Here is a 16,927-nt window from a genome sequence, read left to right as displayed (position 1 = left end):
GACGCACCCGACAACAGATTTTTAGTGTGACACTTGCGTGAAAAATATGAAAACATCAGTTCCACTTTCTTCAACTCATCCAAGTGGAGACAAGCGTTTAAAGATTTTAGACGCAACTATTAAGCGTAATCAATATCAACAAGATGCACTCATTGAAATTCTGCATCGGGCTTCTGAACTATTTGGTTATTTAGAACTGGATTTATTGCTTTACATTTCCCATAGTCTCAAGTTACCACCGAGTCGGGTTTATGGGGTAGCTACCTTCTATCATTTGTTTTCCCTAGCACCGAAAGGGGTTCATAATTGTGTGGTTTGTACGGGTACAGCTTGTTATGTTAAAGGCTCAACAGCGATCTTAACAAATGTGGAACAGTTTACGCAAATTCATGCAGGAGAAACTACTGCAAATGGTCAAATTTCTTTGATGACGGCTAGATGTTTGGGGGCTTGTGGAATTGCCCCTGCGGTAGTGTTTGATGGTGCTATTTTAGGTAATCAAACTCCAGAATCGGTTTGCGAAAAAGTGGGAGAATGGTGGCAAAATGGAACTAAATGAGTTATTAGAAATTGCCCAAACGGAACTTTCTCAACGGAAATCTGTGCAAGTTCGGTGTTGTACTGCTGCGGGTTGTCTCTCTTCTGATTCTCAAGCTGTGAAAGACAATCTCGAAGCATCTGTGAAAGCTGCGGGTTTACAAGATACTGTGCAAGTTTCTGGTGTGGGTTGTATGCGTCTGTGTTGTCACGGACCATTGGTACAGGTAGAAAACCAGGAAAATTCACTCATATCGAAGTTGTATCAAAAAGTTACCCCGGAAAATGCAGCCGAAATTATTGTGGGGGTAAATGGAAAAGTCACAAATTTACAACAGGGTGATTTAAATCAGCCATTTTTTAGCCGTCAATTGCCGATTGTTCTAGAAAACAGTGGTAAAATTGACCCGGAACGGATTCAAGCTTATATTGCGGCTGATGGTTATCAGGCCCTTTACCAAGTGCTACGGGAAATGAAACCTAGTCAGGTGGTAGAAACTATTACTAAAAGTGGTTTAAGGGGACGCGGTGGTGCTGGTTATCCCACTGGTTTAAAATGGGGAACAGTAGCAAAATCCGCCGGTGAGAGGAAGTTTGTAATTTGCAATGCTGATGAAGGTGATCCTGGTGCATTCATGGATAGGAGTGTATTGGAAAGTGATCCCCATCGAGTTTTGGAAGGGATGGCGATCGCTGCCTACTCTATCGGGGCAAATCAAGGCTATATTTATGTTAGGGCAGAATATCCTATTGCTATTCAACGGCTAGAAATTGCTATTCGTCAAGCCCAACACTTAGGGCTTTTGGGTTCACAAATCTTTGACTCTCCCTTTGATTTTAAAGTAGAAATTCGCATTGGTGCGGGTGCTTATGTCTGCGGTGAAGAAACGGCTTTAATGGCTTCCATTGAAGGTAAACGTGGTGTCCCTCATCCCCGGCCACCATACCCGGCTGAGTCCGGTTTATGGGGCTATCCGACGTTAATTAACAATGTGGAAACCTTTGCCAATATTGCGCCGATTATTCGTAAAGGTGCTGACTGGTTTGCTAATATCGGTATTGGTAAAAGCAAAGGCACAAAGGTATTTGCGTTAGCTGGAAACATCCGCAACACGGGTTTAATAGAAGTCCCAATGGGAACATCTTTACAAGAAATTGTCGAGGAAATGGGAGGAGGTGTTCCCGACAATGGTATTGCTAAAGCAGTACAAACCGGCGGTCCTTCAGGGGGATGTATTCCTGCGTCGGCTTTTGCTACACCTGTAGATTATGAATCCTTAACCGCCTTGGGTTCAATGATGGGTTCGGGGGGAATGATTGTCATGGATCAAACTACAAATATGGTAGATGTCGCTCGCTTTTTCATGGAATTTTGCATGGATGAATCTTGCGGTAAGTGCATTCCTTGTCGTGTAGGAACTGTGCAATTACACGGTTTATTAACAAAGATTAGTCAAGGAAAAGGTTCACTAGCTGATTTAGATTTATTGGAGGAACTTTGCGATATGGTAAAACACACAAGTTTATGTGGTTTAGGACAGTCTGCACCAAATCCAGTTTTTAGCACTTTGCGATATTTTCGAGATGAATATTTGGAATTAGTCAGTAGTTAGTGGTCAGTTGTCAGTCGTCAGTTGTCAGTTGTTACTGGTAAGAGTTATTTACCAATTACCAATTACCAATTACCAAATTATTATGACTGTAAAAACTTTAACAATAAATGGGGAATTGATTAGCGCTCGTGAGAATGAAACCTTACTAGAAGCAGCGCAGGAAGCGAGTATTCATATTCCTACATTGTGCCATTTAGAAGGTGTAGATGATATTGGTGCTTGTCGTTTATGTTTGGTGGAAATTGCGGGAAGTAATAAATTACAACCTGCTTGCGTGACAAAAGTGATAGAAGGAATGGAGGTAAATACAAATAGCGATCGCTTACAAAAATATCGGCGGACAATTGTAGAAATGTTATTTGCCGAAGGTAATCATGTTTGTTCCGTTTGTGTTGCTAATGGTAACTGTGAATTACAAGATTTAGCCATAGAAATGGGCATGGATCATCTCCGCTTAGAATATCAAAATCCTCAGCGAACTGTTGATACTTCTCATCATCTTTTTGGCATAGATCATAATCGTTGTGTGCTTTGCACTCGCTGTATTCGGGTCTGTGATGAAATCGAAGGCGCACATACTTGGGATATGGCAGGAAGAGGATCAAAATCTCACGTAATTACTGATTTAAATCAACCTTGGGGAACTTCCCAAACTTGTACTTCCTGCGGTAAATGTGTAAATGCCTGTCCCACAGGAGCGTTATTTGATAAGGGTTCAAGTGTTGGTGAAATGAAACATGATCGGGGCAAAATTGAATTTTTAGTAACTGCACGAGAGAAAAAACAATGGAATTTTTAATATCTAGTATCTCACGCAGAGGCGCAAAGGGAGAAATACATGAATTTTAAATATCTAAAAATCTAAAAAAATGACTAAAATTAAATTAGCAACAGTTTGGTTAGGTGGTTGTTCTGGCTGTCATATGTCCTTTCTTGATTTAGATGAATGGTTAATAGACTTAGCTGCACAAGTAGATCTAGTTTATAGTCCCATTGCTGATATTAAAGAATATCCCGAAGGTGTAGATATCGTATTAGTTGAAGGTGCTATAGCTAATGAAGAACATTTAGAATTAATTTACAAAATTAGAGAACGAACTAAAACAATAATTTCCTTTGGTGATTGTGCTGTTACTGGTAATGTCACCGCTTTGCGTAATCTTTCCGGTGGTGCTGAACCAGCCCTACAATTAGCTTATATTCAAGCAGCCGATATTAATCAACAAATTCCCAATTCACCAGGAATTGTTCCCCCTTTACTAGATACAGTTGTCCCTGTGCATAAGGTAGTACCTGTTGATATTTATTTACCAGGTTGTCCACCTTCTGCACCTCGCATTCGTGCCGCACTTGCACCACTATTAAAAGGAGAAAAGCCGGAAATTGTCGGCCGAGAAATGATTAAATTTGGTTAATTAGTGATCACGACCAAATAAATATCTTCTTTCTTCTTCTTTCTTCTTCTTTCTCCTGACCCCTATTTTTTCTGAGGTAAATTATGTTAACAGCAGCAGATGTGATGACTAAAGATGTGGCAATGATTCGCAGTTCAGCCACAGTCAAAGAAGCAGTTGATTTAATGAAAGCAAGAGATTGGAGAGCATTAATTGTAGATCGTCGTCATGAACAAGATGCTTATGGAATTATCACAGAAAGCGACATTGTTTATAAAGTCATTTCCTACAGCAAAGATCCAAATAAAATCCGTGTTTATGAAATTATGACTAAACCTTGTATTGTCGTCAATCCAGAATTAGGTTTAGAATATGTAGCCAGATTATTTGCTAACCACCATCTCCGCCGTGCGCCTGTAATTAGTGGTAAATTATTAGGAATAATTTCACTTACTGACATCTTAGCCAGAAGTAGTTGTTTAGAACAACCGCGCTCATTTTTGTTAGAACAAGAATTACAAGATGAAATTAAAAAAGCTCGAATTGTTTGTGCAGAAAAAGGCATTAATTCCACAGAATGTGCAGCCGCTTGGGATGTGGTAGAAGAAATTCAAGCAGAAATTGCTCACCAACTCTCTGAAAAACCTCTCAAAACTGCCTTTGAAGATTACTGTGATGAATATCCAGAATTAGCAGAATCTAGAATTTATGATTTGTAATTACTATCCGTAGGTTGGGTAGAACAAAGTGAAACCCAACAAAATCTTTGATAATGTTGCGGAAATGTTGGGTTTCCTTCCGTCAACCCAACCTACAATTTTATATAATTACTAATCACCGATTATTTATGAAAACAATCATTATTGACCCCGTTACTCGCATTGAAGGCCACGCGAAAATTAGCATTTATTTAGATGATGAAGGTCAAGTAAATGATGCTAGATTTCATGTCACTGAATTTCGCGGGTTTGAAAAATTTTGTGTCGGTCGTCCATTTCCAGAAATGCCAGGAATTACTGCGAGAATTTGCGGTATTTGTCCAGTCAGTCACTTATTAGCATCAGCCAAAACAGGCGATCGCATTTTAGCCGTCACAATCCCCAAAACAGCCACCCAATTACGCCGTTTGATGAATTTAGGGCAAATCATCCAATCCCATGCCCTCAGCTTCTTTCACCTCAGCGCACCAGACCTATTATTAGGTATGGATAGCGAACCCGAAAACCGCAATATTTTTGGTTTAATTGCTGCTGAACCAGAATTAGCCAGAGGTGGAATCCGTTTACGCCAATTTGGACAAGAAATCATTGAATTATTAGGAGGAAAAAAAATTCATCCTTCCTGGGCTGTTCCTGGTGGAGTTCGTGACCCTTTAACTGAAGAAAATCGCACTCATATTCAGCAACGGATTCCTGAAGCCAAAGCCACTGTAATTAATGCTATTGAGTTATTTAAAAACCTGTTAAAAACCTATCAAAAAGAAGCAAAAACCTTTGGTAATTTTCCGAGTTTATTTATGGGTTTAGTCAGTCCTGAAGGTTTATGGGAAACTTATGATGGACATATCCGATTTGTTGATAGTGGAGGAAACATCGTTGCTGATAATCTTGATGCTGCTAACTATCATGAATTTATCGGTGAAGCAGTCCAAGCAGACTCTTATTTAAAATCACCTTATTATCTTCCTTTAGGTTATCCTGATAGCAGTGATCATTGTCGTTTAGATAGTGGAATGTATCGCGTTGGACCTTTAGCAAGATTGAATATTTGTAGTCAAATTGGCACACCTTTAGCAGATACAGAATTAAAAGAATTTCGTAGTTATGGAACCGGAACTGTTAAATCATCATTTTTCTATCATTATGCCCGGTTAATTGAAATTTTAGCAGGAATTGAACATATCGAAATTATCCTTGATGCTCCCGATATTTTATCAACTCGTCTCTGTGCTGAAGCTGGTATTAATTGTCTGGAAGCTGTGGGTGTAAGTGAAGCCCCAAGGGGGACATTATTTCACCATTATCAAGTTGATGAAAATGGTTTAATGTTAAAGGCAAATTTGATTATTGCCACGGGTCAAAATAACTTAGCAATGAATCGTAGCGTTGCCCAAATTGCCCGCCATTTTATCCAAGGTGATAACATAAAAGAAGGAATGTTAAACCGTGTCGAAGCCGGAATTAGGGCTTTTGATCCTTGTTTGAGTTGTTCAACTCATGCCATGGGACAAATGCCTTTATTAATAGAAGTAGTAAATAACAATGGTGCTGTAGTTAATCAAATTTGCCGTAATTAAGTATTTAGATCCCCGACTTCTTGAAGAAGTCGGGGATCTGGGGATCTGGTATTTTTATGATATAATTTAAGCTAAACTCATATTACCCAAATTTTATCTATTATTTAGAATGCTACAGTGACCCATATCAAGATTTACAAGGTAAATTTGGCTATCGTCACAAATCAATTATCCTCCCTAATGAGTCTGTCAAATTGCCATCTTTCCCGGAATTAATCTTAGATTTAACTAAAGTATTTCCAGGGGAAAATTAAGTTATAAAATTAAAATTTGCAAAAATTGATAAAATATGCTATTCTAATTGTCAAGTGATATAATGGGATAACTATAACAAGTTACGATATTGTCAGTATAAATAATAAGCGGCTATAGCAGCCGCACCAGTATCTATGCTGAGTTTTCACTCATGTTTACACCTGCTACAATAGGGTCAAAATTTGTGGGAAACCGGGTATTATGATCACAATCTGCTTTTTCTAAATGCGTCCCCTGTAAATTAGCTGTACGTAAATTTGCAGAAAATAACATTGCTCCGCGCAAATCTGCATTTTCTAAATTAGCTTCACTTAAATCAGCAAAACTCAAATCACATCCTCGCAGATTTGCACCACTGAGATTAGCTGTACTCAAATCAGCATAACTGAAATCAGAGCCTTTCAAGTCAAAATTTTGTAGATTAGCTTCTCCTAATTCTGCTTTTTCAAAGTCTCTTTTTCCGACTGCATATTCTTCTACAATCGTAGCAGCACTATTAATTGACTGTTGAAAATTAACTTCAGGCATAGAGCAGCCTCACAATTTATCTAAATTTTTTACGGAATTCTCAATGCTATCTACATTCATATTATAACGGATATGCAAAAAAATACAGGCTATGTTTACATAAGTTTGTTTTCAGTGTTTTTGTGTCTTATCAGAAATTTCTCAAATCTTTATGCTAGTTTTAAAGCAAAGGATAAATCATCAGGAGAATACTCCCCTTTTTATCCTTCCACGGTCTTTCGCAAACAACTAGCTACAATAAATTCGGTTAATTTGTCAAATTTTCAGCCTTATACAGCTAGTAAACACGCGGTATTAGGCTTAACTCAAACAGTGGCTTTAGAAGTTGCCCAATCAAATATTCGTGTTAATGCAGTATGTCCGGGGGTGATTGATACAGATCTGGCTCGTCCTTTCTTTTCTATTCCTTTTTATCGAGAGTTTATTAACAAACATCCCATGGGTAGAGTCGGAAAAGAAGAAGAAGTTGCTAATGTAGTAGTTTTTCTTTGTTCAGATCAGGCTTCCTTTATTACGGAAGAATACCTTGTCATAGACGGAGGTTTTATGGCTCAGTAAATGACTTCAAAAATAACAATTTATTTGATGTTTCAAAAACATTTAGGAGGAAAATTAAAAATGCCGTGTTGTACTAGATCAAAAGAGTTGAAAAATAATGGTAACTGCAATGGTGATTGGTTATGGCAATGATTTACGTGGTGATGATGCTATTGGACAACAAGTGGCAAAAGCTATCAAAGATTGTTGTTTATCATCTGTGCAATCCATTGCAATTCATCAATTGACACCAGAATTAGCTGCACCTTTAGCAAATGTCAATTTAGCAATTTTTGTTGATGCTTGTATCAATTCCCAATCTGGTCAGGTGCAGGTGCAATCATTATTACCGTCTGAGTTGAATACTATTAATACCCATATTAGTAATCCGTCATCCCTACTTGCCCTTTCTCAAATCCTCTATGGTCATTGTCCCTCAGCGTGGTTAGTCTCAGTCCCAGGAGTGAATTTTGAACTGAGCGATCGCATTTCACCAACAGCAGAAAAAGGTATAGCGATCGCCATAGTTACAATTATGCAAATTCTTAATACAATTGAAAAATAGGGTTCTGTCCAGAAGCAGTGGTGTCAACTTCAGCTAAAAATAGTTTATTTATTGGCTTCCATACCCGCACTGAAATGATGGTGTAGCGTAAGCCATATTTCCGGGCTAATAGCCAAACTTTACTTAAGTAAACTGAGGATTTTTGAGAATTTTTAGTCATCTTTAGATGACTTTAGCTATGAGACTGGGAATTCATTCCCAGAGCGGCTTTTTCCATCAATATTGTACCTCATTCAATAGCATACCGCTATAACTGATTAAGGAGTAGTCATGGAAGCACCTATCAAACCAATCACCAACAAGCCTTACAATATCTTTTGTCCAGAGAAATTAAACCCATTAGATGCCATTTTTGCACCTAAAACTGTTGCTGTCATTGGTGCAAGTGAGAAACCCGGAAGTGTGGGACGGAATCTACTTTGGAACTTAATCACTAATCCCTTTGGAGGAACAGTTTTTCCCATTAATCCTCAGCATTCTAGTATATTAGGAATTAAAGCTTATTCTACTATATTTGATGTTCCTGAAAAAATAGATTTAGCTGTTATTGCCACTCCTGCATCTACAGTCCCAAAAATTATTGCTGATGGCGTTGAGTCCGGAATTAAAGGAGCAATTATTATTTCCGCTGGTTTTAAAGAAGCTGGAGAAAAAGGTATCGCTTTAGAACAGGAAATTATCCAACAAGCACAAAGAGGAAAAATTAGAATTATCGGTCCTAATTGTTTAGGAGTAATGAATCCAATTTCTGGTTTAAATGCTACCTTTGCCAGTAAAATGGCGCGTCCAGGAAATGTTGGTTTTATTAGTCAAAGTGGAGCTTTATGTACAGCAATTCTTGATTGGAGTTTACAGGAGAATGTTGGTTTTAGTGCCTTCATTTCCATTGGTTCAATGTTAGATATTGGTTGGGGAGATTTAATTTATTATCTCGGAGATGATCTCCATACTAAAAGTATTGTAATTTATATGGAATCCATTGGGAATGCGCGTTCCTTCCTATCAGCAGCGCGAGAAGTGGCATTAACAAAACCGATCATTGTCATTAAAGCCGGTCGTACTACAGCCGCAGCTAAAGCCGCAGCTTCTCACACGGGTGCATTAACAGGAAATGATGCCGTATTAGATGCAGCTTTTCGCCGTTGTGGGGTGTTACGAGTCAATAGTATTTCTGATTTATTTGATATGTCGGAAGTATTAGCAAAACAACCCCGTCCCCAAGGTTCACGATTAACGATTTTAACTAATGCTGGCGGTCCGGGAGTATTAGCAACAGATACATTAATTGAAAGTGGGGGAGAATTAGCAGCAATTTCTCCAGAAATAATGAGTTCTTTAAATGAAATTTTACCCCCGCAATGGAGTCATAATAATCCTATTGATATTTTAGGAGATGCTGATCCCCAACGTTATAAAAAAGCCTTAGAAATTATCACAAAAGATCCCAATAGTGATGGGTTATTAGTAATTTTAACGCCTCAAGCAATGACAGATCCTACCCAAATAGCCGAACAATTAAAACCTTATGTACAAATGTCTGGTAAACCAATTTTAGCCAGTTGGATGGGTGGTGCTGATGTAGCTGCGGGGCAACAAATTCTTAATAGTCAAGGTATTCCCACATACTCCTATCCCGATACAGCAGCGCGGGTATTTAGTTATATGTGGAAATCCAGTTATAACCTGCGCGGTATTTATGAAACTCCAGTTTTACCGACATTAACTTGTGATGCTAATACTCGTAATTGTGCTAAAGTGGAAAATATTATTCAAGCTGCAAAAACAGCAGGAAGAACAATTCTCACGGAATTTGAATCTAAGGAAATCTTAGCCGCTTACGGTATTCCTATAGTTGCAGGTTGCATTGCTGAAAGTGCAGATAAAGCAGTTGAATGTGCAGAAAATCTGGGTTATCCCGTTGTTTTAAAACTTTATTCTCAGACTATTACCCATAAAACTGATGTGGGTGGTGTGCAGTTAAATCTGCAAAATGCGGAATCGGTAAAACTTGCTTATCAAAATATTGAAACATCAGTAAAACAGAAAGCTAAAGCCGCAGATTTTCTCGGTGTAACTGTACAACCAATGATCAAAACAGATGGTTATGAATTGATTATTGGGAGTAGTTTAGATCCGCAATTTGGACCTGTATTATTATTTGGTGCTGGGGGACAATTGGTGGAAGTGTTTCAAGATAGTTCTATTGCCCTGCCGCCTCTTAATACTACCCTAGCCCGGCGAATGATGGAACAAACCAAAATTTACAAAGCCTTGCAAGGAGTCAGAGGACGGAAAAGTATTGATATTGCTGCTCTTGAACAATTAATGGTAGAATTTAGTCAATTAGTTGTGGAACAACCTGGGATTAAAGAAATTGATATTAATCCGTTGTTGGCTATTCCTCCCACTCCTATACATCCCGGAGGATTAATTGCCTTAGATGCGCGGGTAGTTTTACATTCTGCTGATGTGGAAAAGCATCAATTACCAAAATTAGCTATTCGTCCCTATCCTAGTCAATATATTAGTAATTGGAAATTGAACAATGGTACACCAATTACTATTCGTCCTATTCGTCCCGAAGACGAACCATTAATGGTAGAATTTCACAAAACCCTATCAGAAGAAAGTGTTTATTTCCGCTATTTCCACATGATTAAATTGAGTCAACGCATTACCCATGAACGACTCACCCGAATATGCTTTATTGACTATGATCGAGAAATGGCTTTAGTTGCAGAATACCAAAATCCCGAAACAGAAAAGCGGGAAATATTAGCAGTAGGAAGATTAACTAAATTACATGGTAGTAATGCGGCAGAATTTGCTATGCTAGTTAGCGACAAATTTCAAGATCAAGGCTTAGGGACAGAATTACTCCGCAGATTGCTAGAAGTTGGTAAAAACGAGAGAAGTTGCTGTATCTATGCTGATATTTTAGCTGATAATTCAGGTATGCAGCGAGTATGTGAAAAACTTGGATTCCAAATCACAAATACAAGTGATACAACAGTATTAAGGGCAGAAATTAAACTTTAAATGGGGTTGGCTGAAAAAATTTTTCAGCAAGTTATAATTAGGTGGACAGGAATCTGTTACAGTATTAGTCTGTAAATAAAAGCTACATAGCATAGATGTTTTTGAATTATGTAACCTATGCCGGCGAATTCCTGTCCTGAAAATGATGCTGATAACGGAAACTCTGATCCCCTTGACTCTATCTTTACTGACCTATCAGTAGATGAGGAATCAGAAGTAAGGATGGATTCCGCGTCTCTACCACCAAGCCGATTTAAAGGCCGTAGAGGCAAAGCTGCTCTAGTTTTAACTATAGTCTGGAGTGGTACTATTACCTTGCATTTAGTTTCCTGGGGTTCGATATTTGTCCTGGGACTAACAACAATGCTAGGTATTCATGCTTTGGGGATTATTTTCGCCAAACCCCGTCACCATTCCCAAGAGATAGAGGGAGATTTGCCTTTTGTTTCTGTGTTAGTGGCTGCTAAAAATGAGGAAGCGGTAATTGGCAGATTAGTTAAGAATCTGTGTAATCTGGAATACGGTAATGGTCAATATGAAGTCTGGATTATTGATGATAATAGTACGGACAATACACCCCAATTACTCGCCCAACTCAAGCAGGAATACCAACAACTTAATGTATTTAGGCGTGATCCTGACGCTAGTGGCGGCAAATCGGGGGCATTAAATCAAGTATTACCGCTGACAAAGGGAGACATTATTGCTGTATTTGATGCTGATGCCCAAGTTACACCGGATTTGCTATTACAAATAGTTCCGTTGTTTCAAAAAGAACGGGTAGGGGCGGTACAAATGCGTAAAGCGATCGCCAATGCTAAGGAAAATTTTTGGACTAAGGGACAAATGGCGGAAATGTTGTTGGATATTTGGTTTCAACAACAGCGCACTGCTATTGGTGGGATTGGTGAACTCCGCGGAAATGGTCAATTTGTCCGTCGTCAAGCTTTAGCAGGTTGTGGTGGTTGGAATGAGGAAACTATCACTGATGATCTGGATTTAACTATCCGTTTACATCTGGATAAATGGGATATTGAATGTGTTTTTTATCCTCCGGTGCAAGAAGAAGCAGTCACCAATGCTACAGCCCTTTGGCATCAACGTAACCGATGGGCAGAAGGTGGTTATCAACGTTATTTAGACTACTGGGATCTGATCCTCCAAAACCGCATGGGGACAAGGAAAACCTGGGATTTGTTGATCTTTATGGTGACAATGTATATTTTGCCAACAGCAGCAATACCAGATATTTTAATGGCGATCGCTCGTCATCGTCCCCCCATATTAAGTCCTGTCACTGGCTTATCTTTGGGAATGTCAGTAGTAGGAATGTTTGCCGGTTTAAAGCACGTCCGTTCCGATCAACAATTTAAACCATCTACCTATTTAATGGTACTTTTACAAACCCTGTGCGGCAGTTTATATATGTTGCATTGGTTAGTAGTTATGAGTAGCACAACGGCGCGAATGTCTTTCCGACCCAAACGCCTCAAATGGGTAAAAACTGTCCATACAGGTGTTGAGAAATAAGGAAATAAAAACCAGAAATTTTGCAGGGTGAAGGATGAATTTTTTATCCTTCATTTTTTTGTATTGGCAACCAAATGTTCAAAGTTTATTTGACACCGGAAACGTACCTTAGTTGTTCCTGGATGTACTGAATGCAGCCCTCTAGCCAACATAATAAACTATCTTTATCAATATCAAATCTATGTTTTCCTCCTTTTTCATGCCATTGAGATGCCATAGCAAAGTGAAATTTAGTTGAATCATCCCAGTCTTTTTGTTCTTTCAAATCAGCATTTTCATCTCCGAAATTATTTGGTTCTGTTGATGATCCAAAATCTTGTACTTCATTAGATTTAAGTAAAGACTCAAAGCTTAATTTTTCTGAAGTATCAAAATCTTTTGTTAGAAATGATTTATAAATATGCCAATGAGGTTGTGCATGGTTATTATCATCCTTTAATACATCCCATTCTGCACGAAATAATGGCTCTTTATCCTCAGTAGCTAATCCTTTAAAAACTCTTATACTGACACCTGAAAACTGGAAACTTTCGGGTTTAACATTTGACTTAGACTTATTAAGTATAGGCAAAAATGTTAAAGATATATTTATCCAGTAGGTATAAGACAGGATTTCTGGTAATAGACGAATTACATGATGTTGCTTGCCTCTATCATCAGTAGCAAATACAATATCCAATCTATTAGTAAGTGCATAAATATAACGCTTTGAGTCTTTTTGCAATTCTATAAATTCTAATTCTTTGACATTCAATACGGGCTTAATACGATTTTTACACCACTGAAGGACTGTCTTAGTATCAGGAACGCAAAATGGTACTGCCTGTTGTCGAGATTTTTTTCCCATCCTTAAAATTCTGAGAGTGAAATTGTACTATCCGGTAGTTGATATAAAGATAGAACTATTTTATTTAGCACTTGGCTATCAAAATCTTCTCCAGAACTAATCAATTTACCAATTTTGTATAAAGATTCGAGGGCATTCAAATCCAAATTTTTAGCCATCAAATCAGGAATTGGCATATTGCTAATATATTTTTTTGACAAATCCCATTGACCGCCACCAATATGATTAGAAATAGAAGCCAGTAAGTTATTTATCAGTGAACAGGAAAGTATTGCAAGGTAGGCTAATCCGATCTTTTTAGGTAGTATATTTCCTTCTTTGGGAAACCAAGCAAATCCCTTTATCACGACATAACTACCAGAATCATCCCATGCAAAAGAACCTGCTTCACCAAAATGTGTGGAAACTAATTTTGGTTGCCTTTCCACCTGCCAAGTTCCATGTCTGCGAAGCATCCACCAGTTACTATCAGTTTTTCCTGGCTTAGATAAAATTTTTGGTTTACTTTCACGTAAATATTTATCGTAATAAGTTCCTACATATTTTTTGAGTTCATCCTCTGATTGAATTTTTGGTATATCTTCCCCATAAGGATAAAAAACATAAAATGTATCAAAAAGTCTTCCTATATTGATAGAGTCATTGATAATTACAGGTTTAAAAAAATTTTTTTCTTTTTTAGGCAAGGCTTCAAAATCATTTTTTTTCAAAATAAAAACTGAGTTTAAACCTGTTGATCCGCCTTCTCTAATTTCAAAAATATCTTTTACTTTTGAGAAATTTTCCAGTTTCTTTAATAAATTAAAAGCCTTATAAGAACGAGGCGACCAACTAATGAGATTTGTACTTAAAGAGGGATTTTCATAAATACTAAATCCATCCTGATCTATAATGTCAAAGGAATTTCTGCCACAGTAGTTATATTTACGCAAAGCACGTAAAAGACCAGAAGATGACTGTAAGCGATGATCAGCCCATAGAGAAAGTGTTGATTCACTTGTTTTAGGAGATTTACCCACTAAAACAGCACTATCTATCTGGGCATTTGAGAAAAGATGATGACTTCCTAATTTTCCAACTAAATAAATATCTACATGAGATATAACTGCCTGTCTGATTTTGAAGTGCGATTCTGCATCCAAAATAGAAGCAGGTAATATGCAACCAATTACACCTTTTGAAGGTAGGCTTTGCACTCCTTTCCACAAGAAAACACTTGAAAGATCAGGAGTTTTCTGCATTAATTTATTTAAAGATTGTTTTACCAACTCTTTTTGTTGTTTATCCATATTATTCCAGGATAAAAATGGAGGGTTCATCAAAACAATATCTGCATCAGCACTCCACTGATTCTGATCATTTAAAGAATCTCGATGTTGTATTTCTATCTCTACTGAAAACTTACTGTTTAACTTGTCTTTTTCATATAGAAGAATAAAGGTTGCCATGTCAATAGCTGCTGGTGAAATATCCCAACCCTCAAGCTTTACTCTTCCTTGATAGTTTTTCAAAGATAATTGTCTTAATACTTCTTTTAGAAAAACTCCAGATCCACAAGCGGGATCGAAAACTTTCAAGTAGGGTGGTAAATCACCTATTGCATTTAATACTTCTTCAACTAAAGTTCTAGCTATTGAAGGTGGTGTGTAATGTATTCCAATAAAATTAGTTTCTTTTTTAACATTGACAGGCTCAGGCAAAAACCCTGGTAGCAAGAGTTGCTCTTGGCTCAATGTATAAGCTTCATAATGTGCTTCTTGAAAGAGCGTACCTGAAGCATGACGGAGTAGTAGAGAAATATCAGGTTTTAAACCATAAAAGCTAGTTCCATCTTTTAGGGTGTTTACCAAAGATTCCCAATCTAAGTTATTAATTGAATGAATAATTGTTTGAATATCAGGAGATAATCCCCACTTTTTTATGTTTAATTGATTGCGATCATCATTATCCGCTACACAAGCAAGTAGATAAAGAAAAGCTCTTAAGGATTGTTGTCCATCAATATGATACCCTAGTATACCCCTGAGAATTCTAAATGTTCGTATCGCAAAGGAAATAATGGATAAATCTCTTGATGGTTGGTCTTTTTGTAGGTATTCGTAGAATTTTTCTAAATTATTTTCAACGCTTTTTTTCGTATAGCGTTCTAGAGCGGAAGGTTTGTTATCCCATCTATGAACTTCAACAAAATCATTAGAGACCCTAACGTAGTGACCAACATCTGAAGACCATGCTAAAGTTCGAGGATCTTCAACATCTGATTCAAGCCCTAAATCTAGACAAAAGTTACCAACTTTACCATTTAGAAGGATAAATTTCCCGCTTTCATTCTGAAGACCAAACAAAGGTACTGGAAGCAACCCAAGTTCAAGCTTCCAGGATTCAAGTGATTTAATCTCCAAACTACGATCCATGCCAATACTTGTCCTATCATAATACTTTTATTCAGTGTATGCTAAATTGAACTATTAGTATGTAAATCTTTACAAAGTTTTTTTGCATCTTGAGTAAAACTGATCAGTCTTAGGTAGTGATGCGATCGCTTATCCTAGAAAATAGATAAATACCTTATCTTCTTATTGAGGTCAGTTAACATGGACATCAGTGTAACTTTAAATGAAATCAAAGCCCTGAGTATTGCCGATAGAATTCAGATTGTACAAGATATTTTGGAAAGTATAGCAGCAGAACAGGCTTATCCCGATTTAACAACAGCGCAAAAACGAGAACTTGATCGTCGGATTACTGATTACGAAGCCAATCCAGATGATGTCATGACATGGGAGGAAATTAAATCGTCAATTAGAGGACAACAATGAATTATGTCCTAGTTTTTCGTCCAGAAGTTCGTGAAGAACTGGATGATGCGTATAATTGGTATCAAAGTCAGCAAACAGGACTTGGTGACGAGTTTTTAGACTGCGTGGATAATATGCTAAATCGGATTTGTCAAATGCCAGAATCCTATGCAGTTGTGTATCTTGATGTTCGATGAACAGTGGTGCGACGTTTTCCCTACGCTATATACTACCGAATTGTGTCAAGTCGTGTGATTGTGACAGCAATTTTTCACAGTCGAAGAGATCCAAAATCATGGCAAACGCGAACCTAAAAGACAGAAGTTAATCGTAACAGCCTAATTATTAATTAACAGAGTGCGATTCTTAGGTCGCGCTTCGCTATCGCACCCTCAAATTAACTCAAAGCATGAAGCGATAGCGAAGCGCTCCGTAGGAATCGCCTTCCGTGGGGTTAAAGTCGGTAATGCGATCGCAAAGTCTATCAATTGGCATTATTCACTCAAATTCTTTGAATAGCTTCATAAGATAAGCCAGTTGATTCTGCAATAATTTCTATGGCTATATTTTGCTCTTTCAAAGCTTTAGCAACTTTCTCAATACCGGACTTCTCACCTTCTTCAAAGGCTGTATCAAATACATTTCTCACCTCTAAATACTGCACTAAACTCTTCTTATATTGTTCATAGCCAAAATCTGTATAAGGATTAAAGTATTTTGCAGCCATAACTACTCCTTCAAGATTATTTTAATGAAATACTCGCTGAATAACTATGTATTTAGAAAACTCTGTCTAATATTTCCTGTATAGCACAAAAAATGGGCGCAAGTCTATCAATTGGCCTGATTAACTCAAATTCTTTGAATAGCTTCATAAGATAAACCAGTTGATTCTGCAATAATTTCTATGGCTATATTTTGCTCTTTCAAAGCTTTAGCAACTTTCTCAATACCTTTCTCAATGCCCTTCTCAATACCTTTCTCAATA

The 16,927-nt window shown here is 37.6% G+C and carries 17 protein-coding genes and 1 pseudogene; 13 read left to right on the top strand and 5 right to left on the bottom strand.

From position 1 onward, the window contains the following. Positions 1 to 46: 46 nt before the first annotated feature. The 7 genes and pseudogenes from hoxE to FJR09_RS24975 form a co-directional block, all read left to right on the top strand. Positions 47 to 559, top strand: coding sequence for a bidirectional hydrogenase complex protein HoxE (gene hoxE / locus FJR09_RS05000; RefSeq protein ID WP_015079816.1), 513 nt, complete (start codon positions 47 to 49; stop codon positions 557 to 559). Continuing rightward, positions 546 to 2,150 (top strand): NuoF family protein, encoded by a 1,605-nt coding sequence (locus tag FJR09_RS04995; RefSeq protein WP_015079815.1) that lies wholly within the window; start codon positions 546 to 548, stop codon positions 2,148 to 2,150. Before hoxE ends, FJR09_RS04995 begins: the two co-directional genes overlap by 14 nt. Positions 2,151 to 2,232: 82 nt before the next feature. Then, positions 2,233 to 2,949: a bidirectional hydrogenase complex protein HoxU gene (hoxU, locus tag FJR09_RS04990; RefSeq protein ID WP_015079814.1), complete on the top strand. Its 717-nt coding sequence runs from the start codon at positions 2,233 to 2,235 to the stop codon at positions 2,947 to 2,949. Positions 2,950 to 3,019: 70 nt separating this feature from the next. Further along, entirely contained in the window at positions 3,020 to 3,565 is a 546-nt protein-coding gene (locus tag FJR09_RS04985) for a hydrogenase subunit HoxY (protein ID WP_015079813.1), read from the top strand. A gap of 83 nt (positions 3,566 to 3,648) precedes the next feature. Next, on the top strand, positions 3,649 to 4,263 hold the full coding sequence (locus tag FJR09_RS04980; RefSeq protein ID WP_015079812.1) for a CP12 domain-containing protein: 615 nt from the start codon (positions 3,649 to 3,651) through the stop codon (positions 4,261 to 4,263). 128 nt (positions 4,264 to 4,391) lie between these two features. Continuing rightward, a complete protein-coding gene (locus FJR09_RS04975; RefSeq protein WP_168652702.1) occupies positions 4,392 to 5,840 on the top strand; it encodes a Ni/Fe hydrogenase subunit alpha in 1,449 nt (482 codons plus the stop codon). Between the two features lie 101 nt (positions 5,841 to 5,941). Beyond that, a pseudogene (locus FJR09_RS24975) lies at positions 5,942 to 6,094 on the top strand (Uma2 family endonuclease); the annotation flags it as partial. 133 nt (positions 6,095 to 6,227) lie between these two features. Here FJR09_RS24975 and FJR09_RS04965 read toward each other — a convergent pair. Further along, positions 6,228 to 6,623, bottom strand: coding sequence for a pentapeptide repeat-containing protein (locus FJR09_RS04965; RefSeq protein ID WP_015079810.1), 396 nt, complete (start codon positions 6,621 to 6,623; stop codon positions 6,228 to 6,230). Positions 6,624 to 6,695: 72 nt separating this feature from the next. Between FJR09_RS04965 and FJR09_RS24570 the strand changes: the two genes are divergently transcribed. Both FJR09_RS24570 and FJR09_RS04955 read left to right on the top strand, forming a co-directional pair. Next, positions 6,696 to 7,181: an SDR family oxidoreductase gene (locus FJR09_RS24570; protein ID WP_015079809.1), complete on the top strand. Its 486-nt coding sequence runs from the start codon at positions 6,696 to 6,698 to the stop codon at positions 7,179 to 7,181. 97 nt (positions 7,182 to 7,278) lie between these two features. After that, on the top strand, positions 7,279 to 7,725 hold the full coding sequence (locus FJR09_RS04955) for a hydrogenase maturation protease (RefSeq protein ID WP_015079808.1): 447 nt from the start codon (positions 7,279 to 7,281) through the stop codon (positions 7,723 to 7,725). On the opposite strand, the gene FJR09_RS24565 is transcribed toward FJR09_RS04955, so the two are convergent. After that, positions 7,706 to 7,885 carry a hypothetical protein gene (locus FJR09_RS24565; RefSeq protein ID WP_041457879.1) on the bottom strand — a complete coding sequence of 60 codons (180 nt, stop codon included), beginning with the start codon at positions 7,883 to 7,885 and terminating at the stop codon, positions 7,706 to 7,708. The genes FJR09_RS04955 and FJR09_RS24565 overlap by 20 nt on opposite strands. A gap of 110 nt (positions 7,886 to 7,995) precedes the next feature. Here FJR09_RS24565 and FJR09_RS04950 point away from each other — a divergent pair, with 110 nt between their 5' ends. Both FJR09_RS04950 and FJR09_RS04945 read left to right on the top strand, forming a co-directional pair. Next, complete coding sequence (locus tag FJR09_RS04950; protein WP_168652703.1) at positions 7,996 to 10,764, top strand: bifunctional acetate--CoA ligase family protein/GNAT family N-acetyltransferase; 2,769 nt, start codon at positions 7,996 to 7,998, stop codon at positions 10,762 to 10,764. Between the two features lie 117 nt (positions 10,765 to 10,881). Continuing rightward, positions 10,882 to 12,294: a glycosyltransferase family 2 protein gene (locus FJR09_RS04945; RefSeq protein WP_168652704.1), complete on the top strand. Its 1,413-nt coding sequence runs from the start codon at positions 10,882 to 10,884 to the stop codon at positions 12,292 to 12,294. Positions 12,295 to 12,379: 85 nt separating this feature from the next. On the opposite strand, the gene FJR09_RS04940 is transcribed toward FJR09_RS04945, so the two are convergent. Then, entirely contained in the window at positions 12,380 to 13,141 is a 762-nt protein-coding gene (locus tag FJR09_RS04940) for a hypothetical protein (protein WP_168652705.1), read from the bottom strand. A gap of 2 nt (positions 13,142 to 13,143) precedes the next feature. Further along, positions 13,144 to 15,555: an N-6 DNA methylase gene (locus FJR09_RS04935; RefSeq protein WP_168652706.1), complete on the bottom strand. Its 2,412-nt coding sequence runs from the start codon at positions 15,553 to 15,555 to the stop codon at positions 13,144 to 13,146. A gap of 180 nt (positions 15,556 to 15,735) precedes the next feature. Here FJR09_RS04935 and FJR09_RS04930 point away from each other — a divergent pair, with 180 nt between their 5' ends. Next, entirely contained in the window at positions 15,736 to 15,960 is a 225-nt protein-coding gene (locus FJR09_RS04930; RefSeq protein WP_168652707.1) for an addiction module protein, read from the top strand. Continuing rightward, positions 15,957 to 16,136 carry a hypothetical protein gene (locus FJR09_RS24970; protein ID WP_168652708.1) on the top strand — a complete coding sequence of 60 codons (180 nt, stop codon included), beginning with the start codon at positions 15,957 to 15,959 and terminating at the stop codon, positions 16,134 to 16,136. The genes FJR09_RS04930 and FJR09_RS24970 overlap by 4 nt, the downstream gene beginning before the upstream one ends. Before the next feature lie 305 nt (positions 16,137 to 16,441). Here FJR09_RS24970 and FJR09_RS04920 read toward each other — a convergent pair whose 3' ends face one another. Next, positions 16,442 to 16,666, bottom strand: a complete 225-nt coding sequence (locus FJR09_RS04920) for a hypothetical protein (RefSeq protein ID WP_254433034.1) — start codon at positions 16,664 to 16,666, stop codon at positions 16,442 to 16,444. Between the last annotated feature and the right edge of the window lie 261 nt (positions 16,667 to 16,927).

Source organism: Dolichospermum sp. UHCC 0406, assembly GCF_009712025.1.
GTDB lineage: Bacteria > Cyanobacteriota > Cyanobacteriia > Cyanobacteriales > Nostocaceae > Dolichospermum > Dolichospermum lemmermannii.
The sequence above is the reverse complement of the archived record's forward strand: the minus strand, read 5'-3'. Positions and strand labels throughout refer to the sequence as shown.

Coding starts and splice junctions, on each gene's coding strand:
- FJR09_RS04975 (WP_168652702.1), top strand. CDS start 4,392: ATGAAAACAATCATTATTGACCCCGTTACTCGCATTGAAGGCCACGCG.
- FJR09_RS04985 (WP_015079813.1), top strand. CDS start 3,020: ATGACTAAAATTAAATTAGCAACAGTTTGGTTAGGTGGTTGTTCTGGC.
- FJR09_RS24570 (WP_015079809.1), top strand. CDS start 6,696: ATGCAAAAAAATACAGGCTATGTTTACATAAGTTTGTTTTCAGTGTTT.
- FJR09_RS04965 (WP_015079810.1), bottom strand. CDS start 6,623: ATGCCTGAAGTTAATTTTCAACAGTCAATTAATAGTGCTGCTACGATT.
- FJR09_RS04950 (WP_168652703.1), top strand. CDS start 7,996: ATGGAAGCACCTATCAAACCAATCACCAACAAGCCTTACAATATCTTT.
- FJR09_RS24970 (WP_168652708.1), top strand. CDS start 15,957: ATGAATTATGTCCTAGTTTTTCGTCCAGAAGTTCGTGAAGAACTGGAT.
- FJR09_RS04935 (WP_168652706.1), bottom strand. CDS start 15,555: ATGGATCGTAGTTTGGAGATTAAATCACTTGAATCCTGGAAGCTTGAA.
- hoxU (WP_015079814.1), top strand. CDS start 2,233: ATGACTGTAAAAACTTTAACAATAAATGGGGAATTGATTAGCGCTCGT.
- FJR09_RS04945 (WP_168652704.1), top strand. CDS start 10,882: ATGCCGGCGAATTCCTGTCCTGAAAATGATGCTGATAACGGAAACTCT.
- FJR09_RS04930 (WP_168652707.1), top strand. CDS start 15,736: ATGGACATCAGTGTAACTTTAAATGAAATCAAAGCCCTGAGTATTGCC.
- FJR09_RS04940 (WP_168652705.1), bottom strand. CDS start 13,141: ATGGGAAAAAAATCTCGACAACAGGCAGTACCATTTTGCGTTCCTGAT.
- FJR09_RS24565 (WP_041457879.1), bottom strand. CDS start 7,885: ATGACTAAAAATTCTCAAAAATCCTCAGTTTACTTAAGTAAAGTTTGG.
- FJR09_RS04955 (WP_015079808.1), top strand. CDS start 7,279: ATGGTAACTGCAATGGTGATTGGTTATGGCAATGATTTACGTGGTGAT.
- FJR09_RS04995 (WP_015079815.1), top strand. CDS start 546: ATGGAACTAAATGAGTTATTAGAAATTGCCCAAACGGAACTTTCTCAA.
- hoxE (WP_015079816.1), top strand. CDS start 47: ATGAAAACATCAGTTCCACTTTCTTCAACTCATCCAAGTGGAGACAAG.
- FJR09_RS04980 (WP_015079812.1), top strand. CDS start 3,649: ATGTTAACAGCAGCAGATGTGATGACTAAAGATGTGGCAATGATTCGC.
- FJR09_RS04920 (WP_254433034.1), bottom strand. CDS start 16,666: ATGGCTGCAAAATACTTTAATCCTTATACAGATTTTGGCTATGAACAA.